The 15360-nt window shown below is 69.9% G+C and carries 16 protein-coding genes and 1 pseudogene; 8 read left to right on the plus strand and 9 right to left on the minus strand.

Features of this window, described 5'->3' with window-relative positions; translation table 11 throughout:
- Positions 1-4: 4 nt before the first annotated feature.
- Positions 5-469, minus strand: a complete 465-nt coding sequence (locus ABT123_RS19790; RefSeq protein WP_351316032.1) for a hypothetical protein — start codon at positions 467-469, stop codon at positions 5-7.
- A gap of 209 nt (positions 470-678) precedes the next feature.
- A complete protein-coding gene (locus tag ABT123_RS19795) occupies positions 679-1647 on the minus strand; it encodes an oxidoreductase (protein ID WP_351316034.1) in 969 nt (322 codons plus the stop codon).
- A 126-nt stretch (positions 1648-1773) separates the two neighbouring features.
- On the opposite strand from ABT123_RS19795, the gene ABT123_RS19800 reads away from it, so the two are divergent.
- Positions 1774-2427: a TetR/AcrR family transcriptional regulator gene (locus ABT123_RS19800; protein ID WP_351316037.1), complete on the plus strand. Its 654-nt coding sequence runs from the start codon at positions 1774-1776 to the stop codon at positions 2425-2427.
- A gap of 362 nt (positions 2428-2789) precedes the next feature.
- On the opposite strand, the gene ABT123_RS19805 is transcribed toward ABT123_RS19800, so the two are convergent.
- Positions 2790-3359 carry a helix-turn-helix domain-containing protein gene (locus ABT123_RS19805; protein ID WP_351316040.1) on the minus strand — a complete coding sequence of 190 codons (570 nt, stop codon included), beginning with the start codon at positions 3357-3359 and terminating at the stop codon, positions 2790-2792.
- On the opposite strand from ABT123_RS19805, the gene ABT123_RS19810 reads away from it, so the two are divergent.
- Positions 3358-3915, plus strand: a complete 558-nt coding sequence (locus tag ABT123_RS19810) for a DUF3291 domain-containing protein (protein ID WP_351316043.1) — start codon at positions 3358-3360, stop codon at positions 3913-3915. The two genes, ABT123_RS19805 and ABT123_RS19810, sit on opposite strands and share 2 nt — an antisense overlap.
- Positions 3916-4064: 149 nt before the next feature.
- On the opposite strand, the gene ABT123_RS19815 is transcribed toward ABT123_RS19810, so the two are convergent.
- Positions 4065-5075, minus strand: coding sequence for a TauD/TfdA family dioxygenase (locus ABT123_RS19815; RefSeq protein ID WP_351316046.1), 1011 nt, complete (start codon positions 5073-5075; stop codon positions 4065-4067).
- 41 nt (positions 5076-5116) lie between these two features.
- Positions 5117-6235, minus strand: coding sequence for a 3-methyl-L-tyrosine peroxygenase-related protein (locus ABT123_RS19820; protein ID WP_502970994.1), 1119 nt, complete (start codon positions 6233-6235; stop codon positions 5117-5119).
- Positions 6236-6408: 173 nt separating this feature from the next.
- Here ABT123_RS19820 and ABT123_RS19825 point away from each other — a divergent pair, with 173 nt between their 5' ends.
- Positions 6409-7137 (plus strand): dienelactone hydrolase family protein, encoded by a 729-nt coding sequence (locus tag ABT123_RS19825; protein ID WP_351316052.1) that lies wholly within the window; start codon positions 6409-6411, stop codon positions 7135-7137.
- A gap of 44 nt (positions 7138-7181) precedes the next feature.
- On the opposite strand, the gene ABT123_RS19830 is transcribed toward ABT123_RS19825, so the two are convergent.
- On the minus strand, positions 7182-7802 hold the full coding sequence (locus tag ABT123_RS19830) for a TetR/AcrR family transcriptional regulator (RefSeq protein ID WP_351316055.1): 621 nt from the start codon (positions 7800-7802) through the stop codon (positions 7182-7184).
- Between the two features lie 111 nt (positions 7803-7913).
- On the opposite strand from ABT123_RS19830, the gene ABT123_RS19835 reads away from it, so the two are divergent.
- The gene (locus ABT123_RS19835) at positions 7914-8939 is read left to right on the plus strand and encodes an NADP-dependent oxidoreductase (protein WP_351316057.1); all 1026 of its coding nucleotides are present in this window, start codon (positions 7914-7916) and stop codon (positions 8937-8939) included.
- Here the strand turns inward: ABT123_RS19835 and ABT123_RS19840 are convergent.
- The gene (locus ABT123_RS19840) at positions 8921-9904 is read right to left on the minus strand and encodes a helix-turn-helix transcriptional regulator (RefSeq protein ID WP_351316060.1); all 984 of its coding nucleotides are present in this window, start codon (positions 9902-9904) and stop codon (positions 8921-8923) included. The genes ABT123_RS19835 and ABT123_RS19840 overlap by 19 nt on opposite strands.
- Before the next feature lie 100 nt (positions 9905-10004).
- Here ABT123_RS19840 and ABT123_RS19845 point away from each other — a divergent pair, with 100 nt between their 5' ends.
- Entirely contained in the window at positions 10005-10406 is a 402-nt protein-coding gene (locus tag ABT123_RS19845) for a RidA family protein (protein WP_351316062.1), read from the plus strand.
- 28 nt (positions 10407-10434) lie between these two features.
- On the opposite strand, the gene ABT123_RS19850 is transcribed toward ABT123_RS19845, so the two are convergent.
- Complete coding sequence (locus ABT123_RS19850; RefSeq protein WP_502970995.1) at positions 10435-11343, minus strand: alpha/beta hydrolase family protein; 909 nt, start codon at positions 11341-11343, stop codon at positions 10435-10437.
- Between the two features lie 207 nt (positions 11344-11550).
- On the minus strand, positions 11551-12003 hold the full coding sequence (locus ABT123_RS19855; RefSeq protein WP_351316065.1) for a DUF1622 domain-containing protein: 453 nt from the start codon (positions 12001-12003) through the stop codon (positions 11551-11553).
- A 225-nt stretch (positions 12004-12228) separates the two neighbouring features.
- On the opposite strand from ABT123_RS19855, the gene ABT123_RS19860 reads away from it, so the two are divergent.
- The 3 genes and pseudogenes from ABT123_RS19860 to ABT123_RS19870 all read left to right on the plus strand — a co-directional run bounded on the left by ABT123_RS19860 (position 12229) and on the right by ABT123_RS19870 (position 15330).
- Positions 12229-13887, plus strand: a complete 1659-nt coding sequence (locus tag ABT123_RS19860) for a SulP family inorganic anion transporter (protein ID WP_351316068.1) — start codon at positions 12229-12231, stop codon at positions 13885-13887.
- 127 nt (positions 13888-14014) lie between these two features.
- A complete protein-coding gene (locus tag ABT123_RS19865) occupies positions 14015-14596 on the plus strand; it encodes a hypothetical protein (RefSeq protein ID WP_351316070.1) in 582 nt (193 codons plus the stop codon).
- Positions 14597-14773: 177 nt separating this feature from the next.
- Positions 14774-15330 (plus strand): annotated as a pseudogene (locus tag ABT123_RS19870) (SUMF1/EgtB/PvdO family nonheme iron enzyme).
- Positions 15331-15360: the final 30 nt, after the last annotated feature.

Consider the following 15360-nt stretch of genomic DNA (forward strand, 5'->3'; position numbering starts at 1 on the left):
CTGCTCATCGCTGCGTCCGGCGGGTGAGGCGGGCGGCGGCGAGGTCGAGCACATCGTCGATGGCGGTCCGGGGCGGGCTGTCGAGATTGACGGCGTGGCTGCGCAGCATCGAGACCAGATGCCGGCCGACCGACGGGGCTTCGGCGGGGATGCCTCGGTCGAGGGCGGCGGCGAGCATGTTGGCGAGCTCGCGGGTGTGGTGGGCGAGGGCGTCGGCGGTGTGCCGGGCGGCCTCGGCGGGGCGGTGGCGGCGGGTGAGCTGCTGGGTGAGGGTGGCGAACGCTTCCCCGGGCAGGGCGGGGAGGAGCAGCTCGGCGTCGAGCTCGTCGGCGAGGCGGCGCAGCATGGCGGCGGCGGTGGCGCGCGGGAGGTTCGAGCGGACGTCCGCGGGGCCTTGGTTCGGGAGGGTGACGATCAGGCGGTGAGTGTCGAGGGAAGCGAGGGTGACGACGTCGGGTGTGCGGGTCACGGGGCGGGGCTCCTGTCCGGGGTCGAGTACTGCTCACGCGCGCGGGAGGGGCCGCGACCGGCCGCGCGGGCCGGCCGCGGCGCGGACGGCACCTGTGAGCCGTTGTGGGGGCTCGTGGTGCGCGGGGTGGATGCGATGCGGAACGCGGCGACTGCGGCGCCTGCCGGGGTGAACATGAGTTTGGGGTCGTCGACCAGAACGGGGGCTGGCTAGTGGGACTCTCGGGTGGGGCATGCGGCATCGTCGGACAGCCGGAAGGGAACGCCGGTGAGCCTCTCGGACAGCTCCCACAGCAGGCGGGCGGTGTCGGTGTCACGGATGGCGCGCTCCCGGTCGCGCAGGACGGGGTCGCCGCGTAGCTGCAGTGGTCCGTCGGGCACGACGTACGCTCCGCCCGGCAGGTCCGGGACGGTGGCGGCGTACAGGGAGGTCTTGGCGCCCTCGGGGGTCGGGCGGAAGGCGACGCGGAGCAGCAGCCGGGTCAATGCTCCGTAGAGTCGGCTGCGGTTGCCGTTGGCGCCGCCGGTGAGAACGTTGGTGCGGGTGAGTCCGGGGGCGACGGCCGTGCTGCGCAGCCTCAGGCCGGCGGCGTCGGCGCGGCGTTGCAGTTCGGTGGCGAAGTAGAGGTTGGCGCGCTTGGACTGCAGGTAGGTGAACATCGCGTGATAGCGGCGTTCGGCGTTGAGGTTGTGCAGGTCGAAGCGGGCGAACCGCTGGCCTTCGCTGCTGACGGTGACCACCCGCGGATCGGGCGAGGCGAGCAGATGGGGCAGCATGAGCCCGGTCAGCGCGAAGGTGCCGAGGTGGTTGATGCCGAACTGCGACTCGTAGCCGTCGGCGGTCCGGGCGAACGGCACCATCGCCACGCCGGCGTTGTTGACCAGCAGATCGAGCCGGCCGTGATCCCATCCGTCGGCGAAGGCGCGTATCGAGGCAAGGTCGGCCAGGTCCAGGAGCCGCACCTCGGCTTGGGCTCCGGGCGCGTGGGCCAGCAGCCGGTCCAGGGCCGCCTGCCCCCGTTGGGGACTGCGGCAGGCCAGCACGACATGGGCGCCCCGGCGAGCGAGGGCCTGGGCTGTGACCTGGCCGATGCCGCTGTTGGCTCCGGTCACCACCACCAAGCGGCCGGACTGGTTGGGGATTGAGTCGGGGGTCCACGTACGGGAGGCGTTGGGCATGGCCTTCCTTCTCCTGGGTTGAGGGCGTCCGGCACCCGGCTGGACAGGAGCCATTTAATGCAACTTCAAGTTGCGATAGGCTGGATCCTGACATGCGACGAGCCGCTAACGCAACTAGGAGTTGCAATGGAGTTGAGTCCCTCCGAACCCGCCCGTCCGGTCGGGCGCGGCCTCAAGGCACAGGCGGCGGTGCGCGCCGCCACCCTCGCCGAGTTGCTGGACCGGGGCTATGCCGAGCTGACCGTCGAGGGCGTGGCCCAGCGGGCCGGGGTGCACAAGACGACGCTCTACCGGCGCTGGAAGGACCGTGCGAGTCTGGTCGTTGACGCGCTGGCCGAGCACTTCGCCACCGATATCCCCATTCCGGACACCGGCGCCGTCGAGACCGACCTGCAAGCCCTCGCGCGGGGGCTCGTGCAGAGCATGACCGGCCCGGTGGGCAGGGCGGTGCAGACCGCGATGTTCTCCGACGCCGGCCGGCTGCCGGAGGTCGCCGAGGCGAAGCGGCGGATCTTCGCCGACCGGTTCCGGCGGGCCGAGCCCGTGGTCGCGCGCGCCATCGCGCGGGGCGAGCTCCCGGCCGACACCGATCCGGTCGAGCTGATCAAAACGCTGGCCGCCCCGATCTACTTCCGGTTGCTGGTCAGTGCCGATCCGGTGGAGGAGGGTACCGCCGAGCAGGCCGTACGGATCACGCTCGCCGCCGCCCACGCCGGTGCCCTGGCACGGGGCTCCGTCGTAGCCGTCGAGGCGACCGAAACGGACGCCGGTCAGGCATGAAGGGCAGCGTGCTTGCCCCTGCAATGCGGCGAGACGGGTGGGGGTGACACGGTCGGTACGGTGCTGGGTGCCCTGCCGCCACGGCTTTCCGTCGGCGGCGCGGCACGGTGGGTGAGGGGCACCGGACGTCGAGCGGGTCGGGCTGTCCGGCTTCGGCGATGCGCTCGCGCAAGTCGAACACCATTCGCACGGGTCGAACCCCGGCGTCGCTCCAGCACGGCGCGTCCAGATCCGTCCGCAGCATCTCGTCGACGAATCGCTTGTACGGATCCAGCACGGTCAACGCCAACATGAACGGGGTGATGCCCCGCCGGGCGGCCTCGCGGGCCAGTTCCGGGCACGACCAGCGTGAGAGCGGTACTTCACCCTCGGCAGGCAGGTAGCCGGCAGGCCAGCGCCTTGACCTCGGCGGCCTGCAGCGGTGTGAACGAGGCGGGACGGCCGCAGCGTTGACGGTCTGTGAGCCCGGGCAGGTCCGCCTGGGCGAACCGGCCACGCCAGCGGCGCACGGTGTCCAAATGCAGCCCCGTCTCCCGGGCGGTGCATGCGTTGGAGCATCCACGCACGGCGTGCAGCACCACCTGTCCTGTGCACGCACCCGCCGCCGGTGCTCGGTCTTGTGGCCGTAGGCCATCTCCTTCAACCGCACGCGTTCGGCGGCACCCGCAGCCTGCCCCGCCCGTCACCGCCCCAGCCCCCGTAATGACCGGTGCAAGAGGCCACTTGGGCAGGGAAAACGCAACTTCGACATGGGCCGCAGAGGCAGCTACCTTCACCTGGTCTTCGGCGATCGCCCACGGTCGCGCAGGAGTTCCTTCGGGCTGAGCCACCCGCGACGGGATGAGTTGGTCATGCCCCACGAACCCTCGCCCCCATGCGTAAGCCACCGAACCGGGTCCACACCAGGCACCCCCAACCAGGGAGAGACGCATGCCCCATCTTGCGCTGTACACATTCGGCGTCCTGAAGTCACCTCTCGCCGATCCCGCACCTCTCACGAACGAGTTCTACGACATTGGTGAAGCCGTCTACCGGAAGATCAGTCAGCACCCCGGGTACCTCGCGCGTGCTGAAGCGGCAGACGGTGACCGGGGCATGCTCTTCGGGGCGGACTGGGGTGCATGGGGAGAGTTCGCCGTACCGACCTGGTACAGCAAGGGCCGTACGGTGGAAACCACCGCCCTGGCCACGACACTCTCACTCTGGACCGACCTGCGCCCCGCCTTCGACGCCGTCTACACCGGTCTGCACCGTGAAGCGCTGAACAGGCGTTACGACTGGTTCGAGAGGACCGGACACCCGAATTACGTGTCCTGGTGGGTCTCCGACGGCGTGATACCCACCTGGCAGGACGGGGTTTCCAGGCTGGAGCACCTCCACGACCACGGCTCCGCGCCGCACGCCTTCACCTTCCACCACTCGTTCGCCCCGGAGGGAACTCCGACCAGGATCAAAGGCATCGGGCCGAAGAGCGACCAGGCTCGCTGACAAGGAAGCCTGAACGACTGGGTTCGCTGTCAAACGCCTCGATTGAACGACGGCGAACAGCTGCGTCTGCGCTACGGCGGATCCGCCAATACCTGGGGCTTCGCCCTCTACCTCGCGAGCGACCCGTGAGTACCGGTACTGGACGCTGGTCAGCGGGTGAGGATGTGGCCGTCGTGGGGGCGGTGGTCGCGGGAGCGGCGCAGGTCGGTGGTGACGTAGGTGCGTTGCAGCCAGCGGTCTGCTCCGTCGTAGCGGGGGTGGAAGGCGGTGCGGCCGTGGACGGTGACGCGGTTGTCGATGACGACCAGGTCGCCCGGATTCAGGCGCAGGGTGCGGGCAGTCGCCTCGCAGGCGCGGCCGAATTCGGTCAGCGCCGCGGCGGCCCGCGGGGTGAGCGGGGTGGTGACGAGTTGGGCCATCCGTATGTCGGGATCCTCGACCGCTCCCGACAGCACCGGTCGGGGCTCGACGTCGGGCTCACTCGCGGCAGCGTCGGAGCCGAAGGAAGGTGGTGGTGTGGTGATGAACTCCGGTGCGAACAGGGCCTGGCGATTGGCTGGGGTGAGGAGCGGAAGCGCTTGGCGGATGCCGGCGACGCGCATGCCGGCGATCCGGTCGTGGTCGGCGCGCAGGCACAGGAAGATCACATAGTCGGGTGGGTGGGGGTGGAAGCCGTTCTCGGTGTGGAAGGACAGCGGCACCGATCCGGCGTTGCCGTGGAAGCTCTCCTGCCCGGGCACGGGCACGACGTCCTGCACGAGGGCGCCGGTTTTCTCAGCCCGGTAGGCGAGAGGCTCGCCGAGCCCGCAGGCCACCATGGTGAGCACCGCGGCCGGGACGGTGGCCCGGCGCTGGACCGAGCCGGGTACGGATGGTGTCGCGGGCAGGGCCGCCTGATCGACGGGCAGGCCGCCGATGACCAATGTGCCATGCGGGCCGGAGTGCCTTCGGAAGTGGCGCAGCCCACGGCGCAGCGGGGAGGGAAGGTCCTCCCAGGCGTCCCGGGCCCGGGCCACCCACCCGGGGTTGTCGACCTGGTCGTGCTCGCCCGTGCACAGGGTGCGGGCCAGTTGCTCGCACGCGCCGGCATCGGCCGGGTCAAGTGCCCAGTCGGCGGCGACGGCAGAGCTTTGGGTGGTGCCGGGCGTCGTCTCGGGCATCAGGGTCTCCTGCCGGAGGTGTGGGCGGCGGACACGCGGACTCACGAGTGGCGCAGGCCGGCCACGGCGTCGGCGATGTAGTGGTCCCCGAATCGGATCAGGGAGGCGTACTGGGCCGCGCGGCGATGGCGCATGAGCCGTAGTTCGGCGACGGCGTTGTCGGGGCCTTCGGGCTTCTGAGCGATGGAGCGACGCAGATGCACCATCGAGTACGCGAGGGTGACGTGCCGTTCACCGTCCACGATGTCGGCTTCCAAGAGCGCGTCCCGTGCCTCGGCCAGCTCCGGGGCGCGGGCCGCCAACTCCTCGTAGGAGTCGGGAACCACGGACAGCAGGTCCTTCATCGCCGCCCGGAACAGCTTGTATCCGCGGTGTTGGCGCCCGCTCAACGGGACGTCCACCGACGGCGGCGCCATGGTGTGGCGTATCGCCGCCATGTAGTAGTCGGCCGGGACCGTACTTGCGTGGGTCATGGCCGCCGGGAAGCCCCGCACGTACACCGTCGCATCTGCCAGCCGCGGCAGAGCGGCATCGCCGTCGCCGTGCCGCAGATGGCGGGTGGCGTCGGCCACGGCGACCGCGGCGCAGATGTTGAACAGGACATGGACCTGGTGCCCGATGAGCCACCGAGCACTCCACACACTCTCCATCGACGCCCGCGCAGCAGGCTCGGGGGCGGCCACCAGCGGTACGGAGCCGGGGTCGGCGCCCGGCGCTGCGCCGGTGAGGTCGAGCACCGCCTGCCGCATCCCGGCCGCCTCCAGCGCCAGGTCGGCGCCCGACAGCGGAGCCTCACACAGGTCTTCCAGACCGCGGTGGACGACCAGGACACCGTGCAGGGCAGCCTGCTGATCCGACAGCTCCCCCTCACGGACCCGGAAGAACGACTGACTGGTCGACTCCGCCGGCAGTCCCTCACCGGCCACGGCCGGAGCCAGAGCCGACAGTGCGGCCACCAACTCACCGGCAGCCGCAGCGGCCTGCCGCAGCGCGAGGGTCCGCTCGACAGGTCTGGCATGGGTCGCCAACCCGGCCAGCACGCGCGCGGTCCGCTCCGCCTCAGCATCGACCCGTGGGCCCAACACCGGGACGGAGTGCCCGCCTCGGGGCTCACGGAAAACAGCGACAGCAGGATGACCGGCGACCGGCGGTGAGCCCATGGTTGAAGTACTTCGCCAAGAACACTCCACACGAAACGTGATCTGCAAGATCGTTCCTGTGCGTGCGCTGGAGTTGGCGGGCTTGGACGTACGCCGAGGGGGCCGGTGGCGCTCTTCTGCCGGCGGTGAACACCGGCCCGGCCGGTGCTCGACGATCACTACTGTCCAGTCTTATGACGACGGTTACGACGCTCACGGTCGAGTACCCGGCCGACGGCCTGACGATGATCGGGCATCTCGCGCTCCCCGCCGGTGTCGACCGCCGGCCCGCAGTCCTGATCGGGCCCGAGGGGACAGGGCTCAGCGACGTCGAACGCCGCCGAGCCGATGCCCTGGCTGAGCTGGGATACGTGGCGCTCGCCTTCGACCTCCACGGCGGCGGGCGCTATGTGAGCGATCCCGAGGAGATGCTGGCCCGTTGCATGCCGCTGCTCGCCGACCCCGACCGGATGCGGGGCATCGGCCACGCGGCGCTCGACGTGCTGCGCGCCGAACCGCGGACCGACCCCGACCGGATCGCCGCCGTCGGCTACGGCACCGGGGGCGCCATCGTGCTGGAACTCGGGCGCGACGGCGTCGACCTGCGCGCGATCGGGACAGTCAACGCACTGACCACGGGACGACCGGGCGAGGCGGCGCGCATCCGCTGCCCGGTGTGGGCCGGGGTCGGGTCGGAGGACCCGATCATGCCGCCCGCGCAACGGGACGCGTTCACCGCCGAGATGCAGGCCGCGGGCGTCGACTGGCGCCTCGCGGTCTACGGCGGCGCCCTGCACGCCTTCCACCACCCGACGGTCGACCACACCGTGCTCCCCGGCGTCGGCTACCACCAACGGCATGCGCAGCGAGCCTGGCGCGATGTCGTCGGCCTGCTCGCCGAGTGCCTGCCCGTGGCGGAGTGATCCGCGGAGTGATCTGGTCAGTCCCGCGTGCGCGGCGATTTCAGCTACGGGCCCGAGGGGGCTGTGGCGTTCCCCCTCGGCGTTTCCGCTCGGCATTGCCGCTCGGCGCTGCCGCTCGCCGCGCTCGTCAGGATCGCGCTCACGACCACATCGAAGAGGTGATCAGCGCGCGGCGCGGAGGAGGGTTGATCGCCGAGCCACGCGAGTGATCCGGCCAGCGCGAACAGATCGGTGCCGTCGATGTCGGTTCGCGCCAGGCCCTCGGCCTGAGCGCGGTCAAGGAGTCGTGTGCCGGCCGCGCGCATGGTGACGCATGACGCATGCAGTGCGGACTGCTCGTCCTGAATGGCAGTCATCATCGACGTGACCACGCCGCGGTAGTCCCGGGCGCAGGCGACGAAGTCGCGCAGCCAGGACACCAGCGCATCGTCGGGCAAGCTCGACGTTTCGAGGGCGTCCGCCCTTGCCGCCAGCTCGTCGAAGTTCGTACGGAGCAGGGCTTCGAGCAGCGCCTCGCGCGTCGGGAAGTGACGGAGCAGCGTCGCGAGTCCTACGTCGGCCCTGCGTGCGATGTCGCGCAGCGATGCGTCGACGCCTTGCTCGGTGATGACAGCGCCCGCAACGGCGAGTAGGTGGTCACGGTTCTTCCTGGCGTCGGCCCGCATCTGTCCCTCTTGACCATCCGGACCACTGATCCATATATTCGGATCAGTGGTCCGGATACATGGATCACTGATCCGATCAGCGTAACTCGCAGCGCGGGCAGGAGAAAAATGATGCCGACACGCACGATGAGGGCGGTCAGGGTGCATGAGCACGGCGGCCCTGAGGTTCTGCGTTACGACGAGGTGCCGATTCCCGAGCCGGGGCCGGGTGAGGTGCTCGTTCGCGTGCACGCGGTCGGCGTCAATCCTCCGGACTGGTACTTACGCGAGGGGCTGACCAACCTTCCTCCGGAGACAAGGCCGAAGGTCTGCTTGCCCGTGATTCCGGGGACGGATGTGTCAGGCGTCGTAGCGGCCGTCGCCGCGGATGTGGACGGCCTCTCGGTCGGTGACGAGGTCTTCGGTCTGCTTCGTTTTCCCAGCTTCGACGGCAGCGCGTACGCCGAGTACGTGGCCGCACCCGCATCGGACCTCGCACGCAAGCCGGCCGGCATCGATCACGTGCACGCCGCCGGGGCGCCCATGGCCGGGCTGACGGCATGGCAGTTCCTGATCGAGCTCGGACACGATCACCCGTCGCCCTTCCAGGCGGCGCGGCACCGCCCGACGGCACTCGACGCCGACACGACGGTACTCATCAACGGCGCCGCGGGCGGCGTGGGGCACTTCGCGCTCCAGCTGGCGAAATGGCAGGGTGCACATGTCATCGCGGTGGCATCGGGCGCGCACGAATCGTTCCTGCGCGAGCTCGGCGCCGACCGGTTCATCGACTACACCCAGAGCCGTCCCGAGGAACTCGTGCGCGAGATCGACCTTGTTCTCGACACCGTCGGTGGTCGGGAGAGCAGTCGCCTCCTGCGCACGCTCAAGCGCGGCGGCGCCCTGTTCCCGGTGTTCTTCGGCGCCTTCGACGAGGAAGAGACCGCGAGGCTGGGCGTCACGGTCTCGGGAACTCAGGTTCGCTCGAACGGCGCGCAGCTCGCCGAACTGGGACGCCTCCTCGACGCGGGGACGGTTCGCGTAGCGATCGACAGCACGTTTCCGCTCGCGGACGCCCGGGCGGCACACGCACGCGCCTCCCGAGGCCACATCCAAGGCAAGATCGTGCTCACGGTCGCTCAGGACGGCACTCCGTAGCGGGTGGCGATTGCGGTGGCGCGGTGGCGCAGGGAGTCGCGCAACCAGTGCGGGGCCAGGGCTTCCGCGTTCGTGCCGAGGTGCCACAACGCCCATTCGGCGTGTCTGGGATCCTGGAAGGTCACCTCCAGCTGCAGCCAGCCGTCTGCGTCGGCTTCCTCGGCTTCCTCGGCGAGGACGGCCAGTGCGGTACCCACCAGGTCCTCCCGCCGCGCCGGGTCCATCCGTACCAGCACGGTGACTTGATCGCCGCCGGTCCGGAACCGTGTGCTGCGTTCCTGCCAGGCCCGGTCCAGATCGACCCGGTCCGGTCGCTGTGCCGGTTCGGCGAGTTCCTCGGCGGCCAGGATCCGGGACAGCCGGTAGGTGCGGTCCGCGCCGGACCGCGTGGCCAGCAAGTAGCCCTGGCCGCGTACGGTGACCAGGCCGATCGGGTCCACCGTGCGCCACTTCGGGGTCTGGTCCACGGCCGCGTAGTGGATGCGCAGTTTGTGTCCGGCGAACACCGCGCGCCGGACCTCGGCCACGACGGTGTCGGGCACCTCCTCGGCAGCCGGCCGCCGCGCGAGGAGGTCGGTCTCCGGGTCGATGAGCAATCGCCGAGCCGCGCCGGCCGCGGTGGCCCGCTGGCTTTCGGGAAGCGCGTCCACCACCTTGCGCATGGCCGAAGCGAGCGCCGAGCCGAGGCCGAACGCCTGCGCGCCGCGCCGCGATCCGGCGACCAGCAGGGCGAGTGCCTCGTCGTGGTTCAGCCCGGTGAGCTCGGTCTGGAAACCGGGCAGCAACGCGAAACCGCCGTGCCGGCCGCGTTCGGCGTAGACCGGGACGCCGGCTGCGGACAGCGCCTCGATGTCGCGCAGCACGGTGCGGGTGGACACCTCCAGCTCGCGGGCGAGCGCGGCTGCGGACAGCCGGCCGTGCTGCCGTAGCAGCAGGACCAGCGATACCAACCGATCAGCGCGCATAGGAAAACCCTACGGGAATACACGACACAGGATGTCGTGATTCGTTGCGAGGCTTACCACCAGCACGACAGAGCCCCATCGCACACGAGAGGTGATCCACATGGCACACGCCCTGGTCAATCCTGACGGTCTGCACGACCCGGTCCCGTTTGGCTACAGCCACACCGCCACCGTCGCCGCGGGTACGGAACTGGTGCTGATCGCGGGTCAGTACGGATCGGGCCCGGACGGCGCGGTGGTCTCGGCCGACTTCACCGAGCAGGTGAAGCGGACGTTCCACAACATCGGCATCGCTCTTGCCGCCCATGGGCTCGACCTCAGCCACGTCGTCCAGCTCAGGACGTATGTGGTGAACCACGACGTCAGCAAGCTCGGGCCGATCGCCGGGGCCGTGCAGGAGGGCTGGGGTACGAAGCCGCCCACGAACACCCTCATCGGTGTTGCGAGCCTGGCTGCGCCTGACGTGCTGTTCGAGGTCGAGGCCATCGCCGCCCGGCCCTGACCGTCAGGTCGACCAAGGTTGTTCGCTTTCACTTGCTCCGCAGAGCCCCGAGCGGTTCGGGGTCTTCCTCCAGCGCGGTGGCCGCCGCCTTCCAGCCGGCGCTGTCGCCCTGGAGGGCGCTGCGCAGGAACGCCGTGGTGAGCTGCTGGATCAGGGCCACGCGCGCCGGGTTCTCATCGGTGGTCTCGGCGACCTCGTGGCCGGGGATGCCGCCGAGCGAGTGCTCCGCCCCGAACAGGGTGAGCAGGCTTTTGTCGCCGGGGCTGTGGGTGTAGGGGTCGGTGAACCAGTCCGGTCCGCGGGTGGACAGGTGGGACTGGTCGTGGTCGCCGGCGACGATGAGGGCCGGGGCGGTCATGGTGTCGAAGGACGGCTTCATGAAGGGGAAGTGCTCGGCGGCGAACGGAGTCAGGTCGTCGCCCAGCCCGGTCAGGGCCAGCAGCACCCCCGCCGTGACCCGGGGGTCGGACATGTCCTCGCCGGGCACGCCGTCGGAGCCGAGGACGCGCGCGCCCAGCAGCGCGCTCACCGTCTGGGCTCCCCACGAGTGGCCGGCCACGGCGATACGGTCATGGTCGACCCGCCCGGCGAGACCCGGCACGGCCGCCTCCAGGACACCGAGTCCGTCCAGCACCCGCGTGATGTCCTCGATCCGGTAGCGCCAGATCAGGGGGGTGCGGGGGTCCTCGGCGGGGATGCCCAGCGTCCGGGAGTCCAGGTGGGTCGGCTGGACGACCACGAAGCCGTGCGCGGCCCAGTGATCGGCCAGCGGGGCGTACCCGTTCATCGACCAGCCGAAGCCGTGGGAGAAGACGATGACGGGCAGGTCGCCGCCCGTCGCGGGGGCGGACACACGGACCTGGAGGTCCTCGCCCCGGCCGCCCGGGGCGGGCAGGACGACCGGCTTCACGGATATCAGGGTGTGCGAGTCGGGCATGAAAGGGCCTTCCGATCGGATTCTTCGACTGAACAAAGCGGAACCTCGTTCCACTTACGATACGGAACGCCGTTCCGGTTTGCAACACCGCTCATACACCGGAAGTTCCGCGGTGTCGTCAGCCCGGCCGGCAGCCCCGGCCAGCCGCCGGTCGGCTCAAGGTCCTCCAGGGCGGCGGCGTCCGGCCGCACGTTGGCCGAGGGAAGTTCAGCGTGGCGGTGGAGCCTTGGGGCCCGGGTCCTTGGGCTGGTCCGGGCTGCTCTTCCGACCCTTTGCGGTTGCTTGCTGGTCGTCCTGTTCGACGTCCGCGCTTTCCCGTTCAATCTCTTTGGCGAGGAAATAGTTAAGCGCTGTCCGGATGGCAGCGATGGCGGCCAGCTGGCCAATTTCGGTGAAGGTCGGTGCGACGGCTGTCCGCAGGACATCGGCCGCCAGCTGGAATTCCAGTCCGAGTGCGATGAACCTGCCCAGGTCCAGGCGGATCCGGTTGTATTTTCCGGACCTCTTGCCCCTGTCGAGGAGCGCTGCCAGAAAGCGGCCGAAAGCCCACGCGGCACCCACGAAGATGATCAGTGCGCCGGCGGCTTCCACAAGGCCCGCCAGAAGGCCGATCGCGTTGCCGAGCCATGCCTCCGGCAGCACGTCCTCAGACAGGATCATGTATCCGGTCTACCCGTTCGGGTGTGCCCTGGCACGAAGGTCGGTCAGACATGGCTCTGACGGCCCACAGTTCCCGCCTCGGCGGTCCGAGGCTGGTCGCCCCGGGAACGTTGTAGGCCAGTACGGCGAAATCGCTGGGATGGCCCATCGTTTTTCCAGGCTGCCGGTGTTTGGTCTTCCGACAATGACCGAGTGACATTACGTCGAGCATCTGTGGCGAATGCGGTGCCGCTTCTGGGTCAGCTGCAGCGGTATTCATGGCGCGGGGTGCGCGGCGATGTCGTGGCCGGGTTCGCGGTCGCGGTGACGCTGGTACCGCAGGGGCTCGGGTACGGGCAGGTGGCAGGGCTGCAGCCGGTGGCGGGGCTCTACACCGCGGTAGGGGCGATGGTGGTGTTCGCCCTGGTGACCTCCACCCGGCTGGTGGCGGTCGGCCCGTCGTCGACCTTGGCGATCATGACGTACGCGGCGGTGAGCGGCCGGTCGGGCGGTGACGCAGGCCGGGCGGTGGCGCTGGCGGCGTGTCTGGCGCTGATGACGGGTGTGCTGCTGCTCTTGCCGGGGCGGTTCCGGGGCCTGGCCACGTTCATGTCGGGGCCGGTGGTGCTCGGTTACCTGGCCGGGGCGGGCGTACAGATCATGGCCAGTCAGGTGGGCCATCTGCTGGGTGTGCCGACGCCCAGCGACCGTCCGATGGTCAAGCTGTGGGAGGTGCTCACCCATCTGGAGCAGGTGCAGGTCGTGACCGCCGTGGTGGGTATCTCTTCCCTGGCCCTGCTCATCCTGCTGCGGAAGGTCTTCGCCGCTGTTCCTGCTCTGCACGCCGTGCCGGTCACGCCGGTGGTGTGCGTGGTGGCGATTGCGGTGTCGGCCGGTGCGGATCTGGCCGGGCATGGCGTGGCCATGACGGGTGGGATCTCAGGCGGCTTGCCCGCCCCCATCTGGCCGAACGTGACGTGGGGGGATGTGTGGGCGCTGCTGCCGGTGGCGGCCGGCATGGCCATGATCGCCTCGATCGAGGGGGTGGCGGTCCTGCGTCGGACCACGGGCTCCACCGGGGCGGAGATCTCGTTGGTCCGGGAGTCGGTGGCCTCGGGCGCGGCGAGCGCGGGTGCGGGCTTTCTGGGTGGCTTCCCGCCGATGGCGAGCACCCAGCGCACCCTGTCCGCCCGCGGCTCCGGTGCCCACTCGCAGCTGTTCCAGCTGGTGTGCGCAGGCTTCGTGGTGGTCGGGCTGCTGACCACCGGCCCGGTGATCGGGCTGCTGCCGAAGACAGTGCTGGCTGCGGTGGTCATGGTGTCCGCTTCACACCTCATCGACATCGCGGGCTTCAAACGGCTGTGGCAGGGCTGGCGCATGGAGGCGGTGCTCGCCCTGGCCGCGATGGTCACTGTCCTGGGTCTGGGAGTGCTGCACGGGCTGTTGGTGGCGGTCATTCTCGCCCTGCTGCAGCTGCTGCGGCGCGTGGCCTGGCCCCACGACGCGGTCCTCACCGTCACCGGCGACGGCACACCCCGCGAGGTGGCTCCCGAGGAGAGCGCGGCCACCAAGGTGCTGATCTACCGGGTGGATGCGCCGCTGTTCTTCGCCAACGCCAACCGCATCCATCAAAGGATCCTCGCGCTGGCGGCGGCCCGGCCGCAGTACCCGCACCATGTGGTCCTGGACGCCGAGGCGGTCTTCTACGTGGACTCCACCGCGGCCGAGGTACTGGCCCAGCTGACCGTGGATCTGCGGGCGCGCAGCTGCGAGTTGGTGCTCGCCCGGCCCCGTGAGCAGGTCGTGGCCACGCTGCGCGCGAGTCCCTACCGGGACGGTGCCACCAGGCAACTGCGTGTCTTTTCCACCGTGCGTGAGGCATACGCGGCCCTGCAGACACCATGACCGAGTCCTCGTTGGGTCCGTCGGCGAAAGCATGTCGCCCCACGTGGAATACCGCACTGATATATCGTCGACAAGTTCAATTGACGGCGTGGGCGCATGAATATGGTGAGAAGCCGGAGCGAACAACATGGTCGACGAGCCCCCTGGCGCCAAGCCGGAAGGGAAACGCAAGCTGCCCGAGATTGACCCGACTCTGCGGGCCACCGCCGCCGCATCAGTGGGTGGAACCCTGTTCATCTGGTGGCCCGCCTTTACGTTGGGGGCGTACAACGCCATCTTCTTCGACAACGTGCTGTCCATCTGGGCGGTGGCAACGGCAGTGCTCCTCTCCGGTGCGCTGCTGCGTACGCGAGGTGCACTGCCCTGGGGCGGCTGGATCGCCTTGGCCGTGCCCTCGGCCTGGATTCTCCTGGCGATCATGGCGCCAAGAACCCACGGCTACCCCTACCTTCATTACTTCGAGGCATTGTTCACGCTGGCAGGCGCTCCGATGCTCACATGGCTGCTGTCGCGAATTCTCGTGCCGGACTACGCCGCCCTGCCCATGCGTCAGCGTCTGGGAGCCGTTGGCGTCACGCTCGCTGTTGGAGTGCTGGCCTTTATGCTCGGTAAGTTCAACCACCTATACCTCACGTGCGCCGACTTCGATGTGAGTGGAAACAACTCCCCTGATGGCTGCGCTTCGGGGCCGGCGTACAACAGGTGGTGAGGCGGTCGCGTACCCAGGGAGGCTTGACGATGTCTGACGGCGAGCTGTTGCATCGATCCGGCTGCTGCAGTCCCTCACCAGCGGCTTCCGACACGCACACAGCGGTGGCTCGGTCATGGGCCGGGGACACGGCCCTGGTGACCGCCGACGGCGGGCCGGCCGGCCGGCCGGGAGGGCATGGTACGCCTGACTGCCGCCGGGTTTCTGATGGGTTCCCAGGACCGCTGGACCGTCCCGGGGGATGGTGAGGGACCGGTTCACGAGGTGTCGCTCGCCCCGTACTGGATCGACCTCTGCGCGGTCTCCAACGCCGACTTCGGAGCCTTCACGGCCGCGACGGGGTACGTGACGGAGGCCGAGCGGTACGGCTGGTCGTTCATCTTCGCCGGGCTGCTGCCGCCCGGCTTCCCCGACACCCGGGCCGCCGCCGCGGCCCCGTGGTGGCGCCAGGTCCACGGCGCCTCCTGGCGGCATCCCGAGGGCCCCGGCTCCGACCTCACCGACCGTGCCGACCACCCCGTGGTGCACGTCTTCTGGAACGACGCCTCCGCCTACGCCGCGTGGGCCGGCAAGCGCCTGCCGACCGAGGCGGAGTGGGAGGCTCGTACCTGTGCCACGCCTCCTACTGCCGCCGCTACCGGGTGGCCGCCCATAGCTCCAGCACCCCCGACAGCAGCACCGGCCACCAGGGGTTCCGCTGCGCCGCGGACGCCGGACCCCTTGACGTGCCTTGACGTGCCTTGACGCTCCCCGATCGGGGAGCG

Origin of the sequence: Streptomyces sp. NPDC002054 (assembly GCF_040296685.1) — a bacterium.
Classification (GTDB): domain Bacteria; phylum Actinomycetota; class Actinomycetes; order Streptomycetales; family Streptomycetaceae; genus Streptomyces.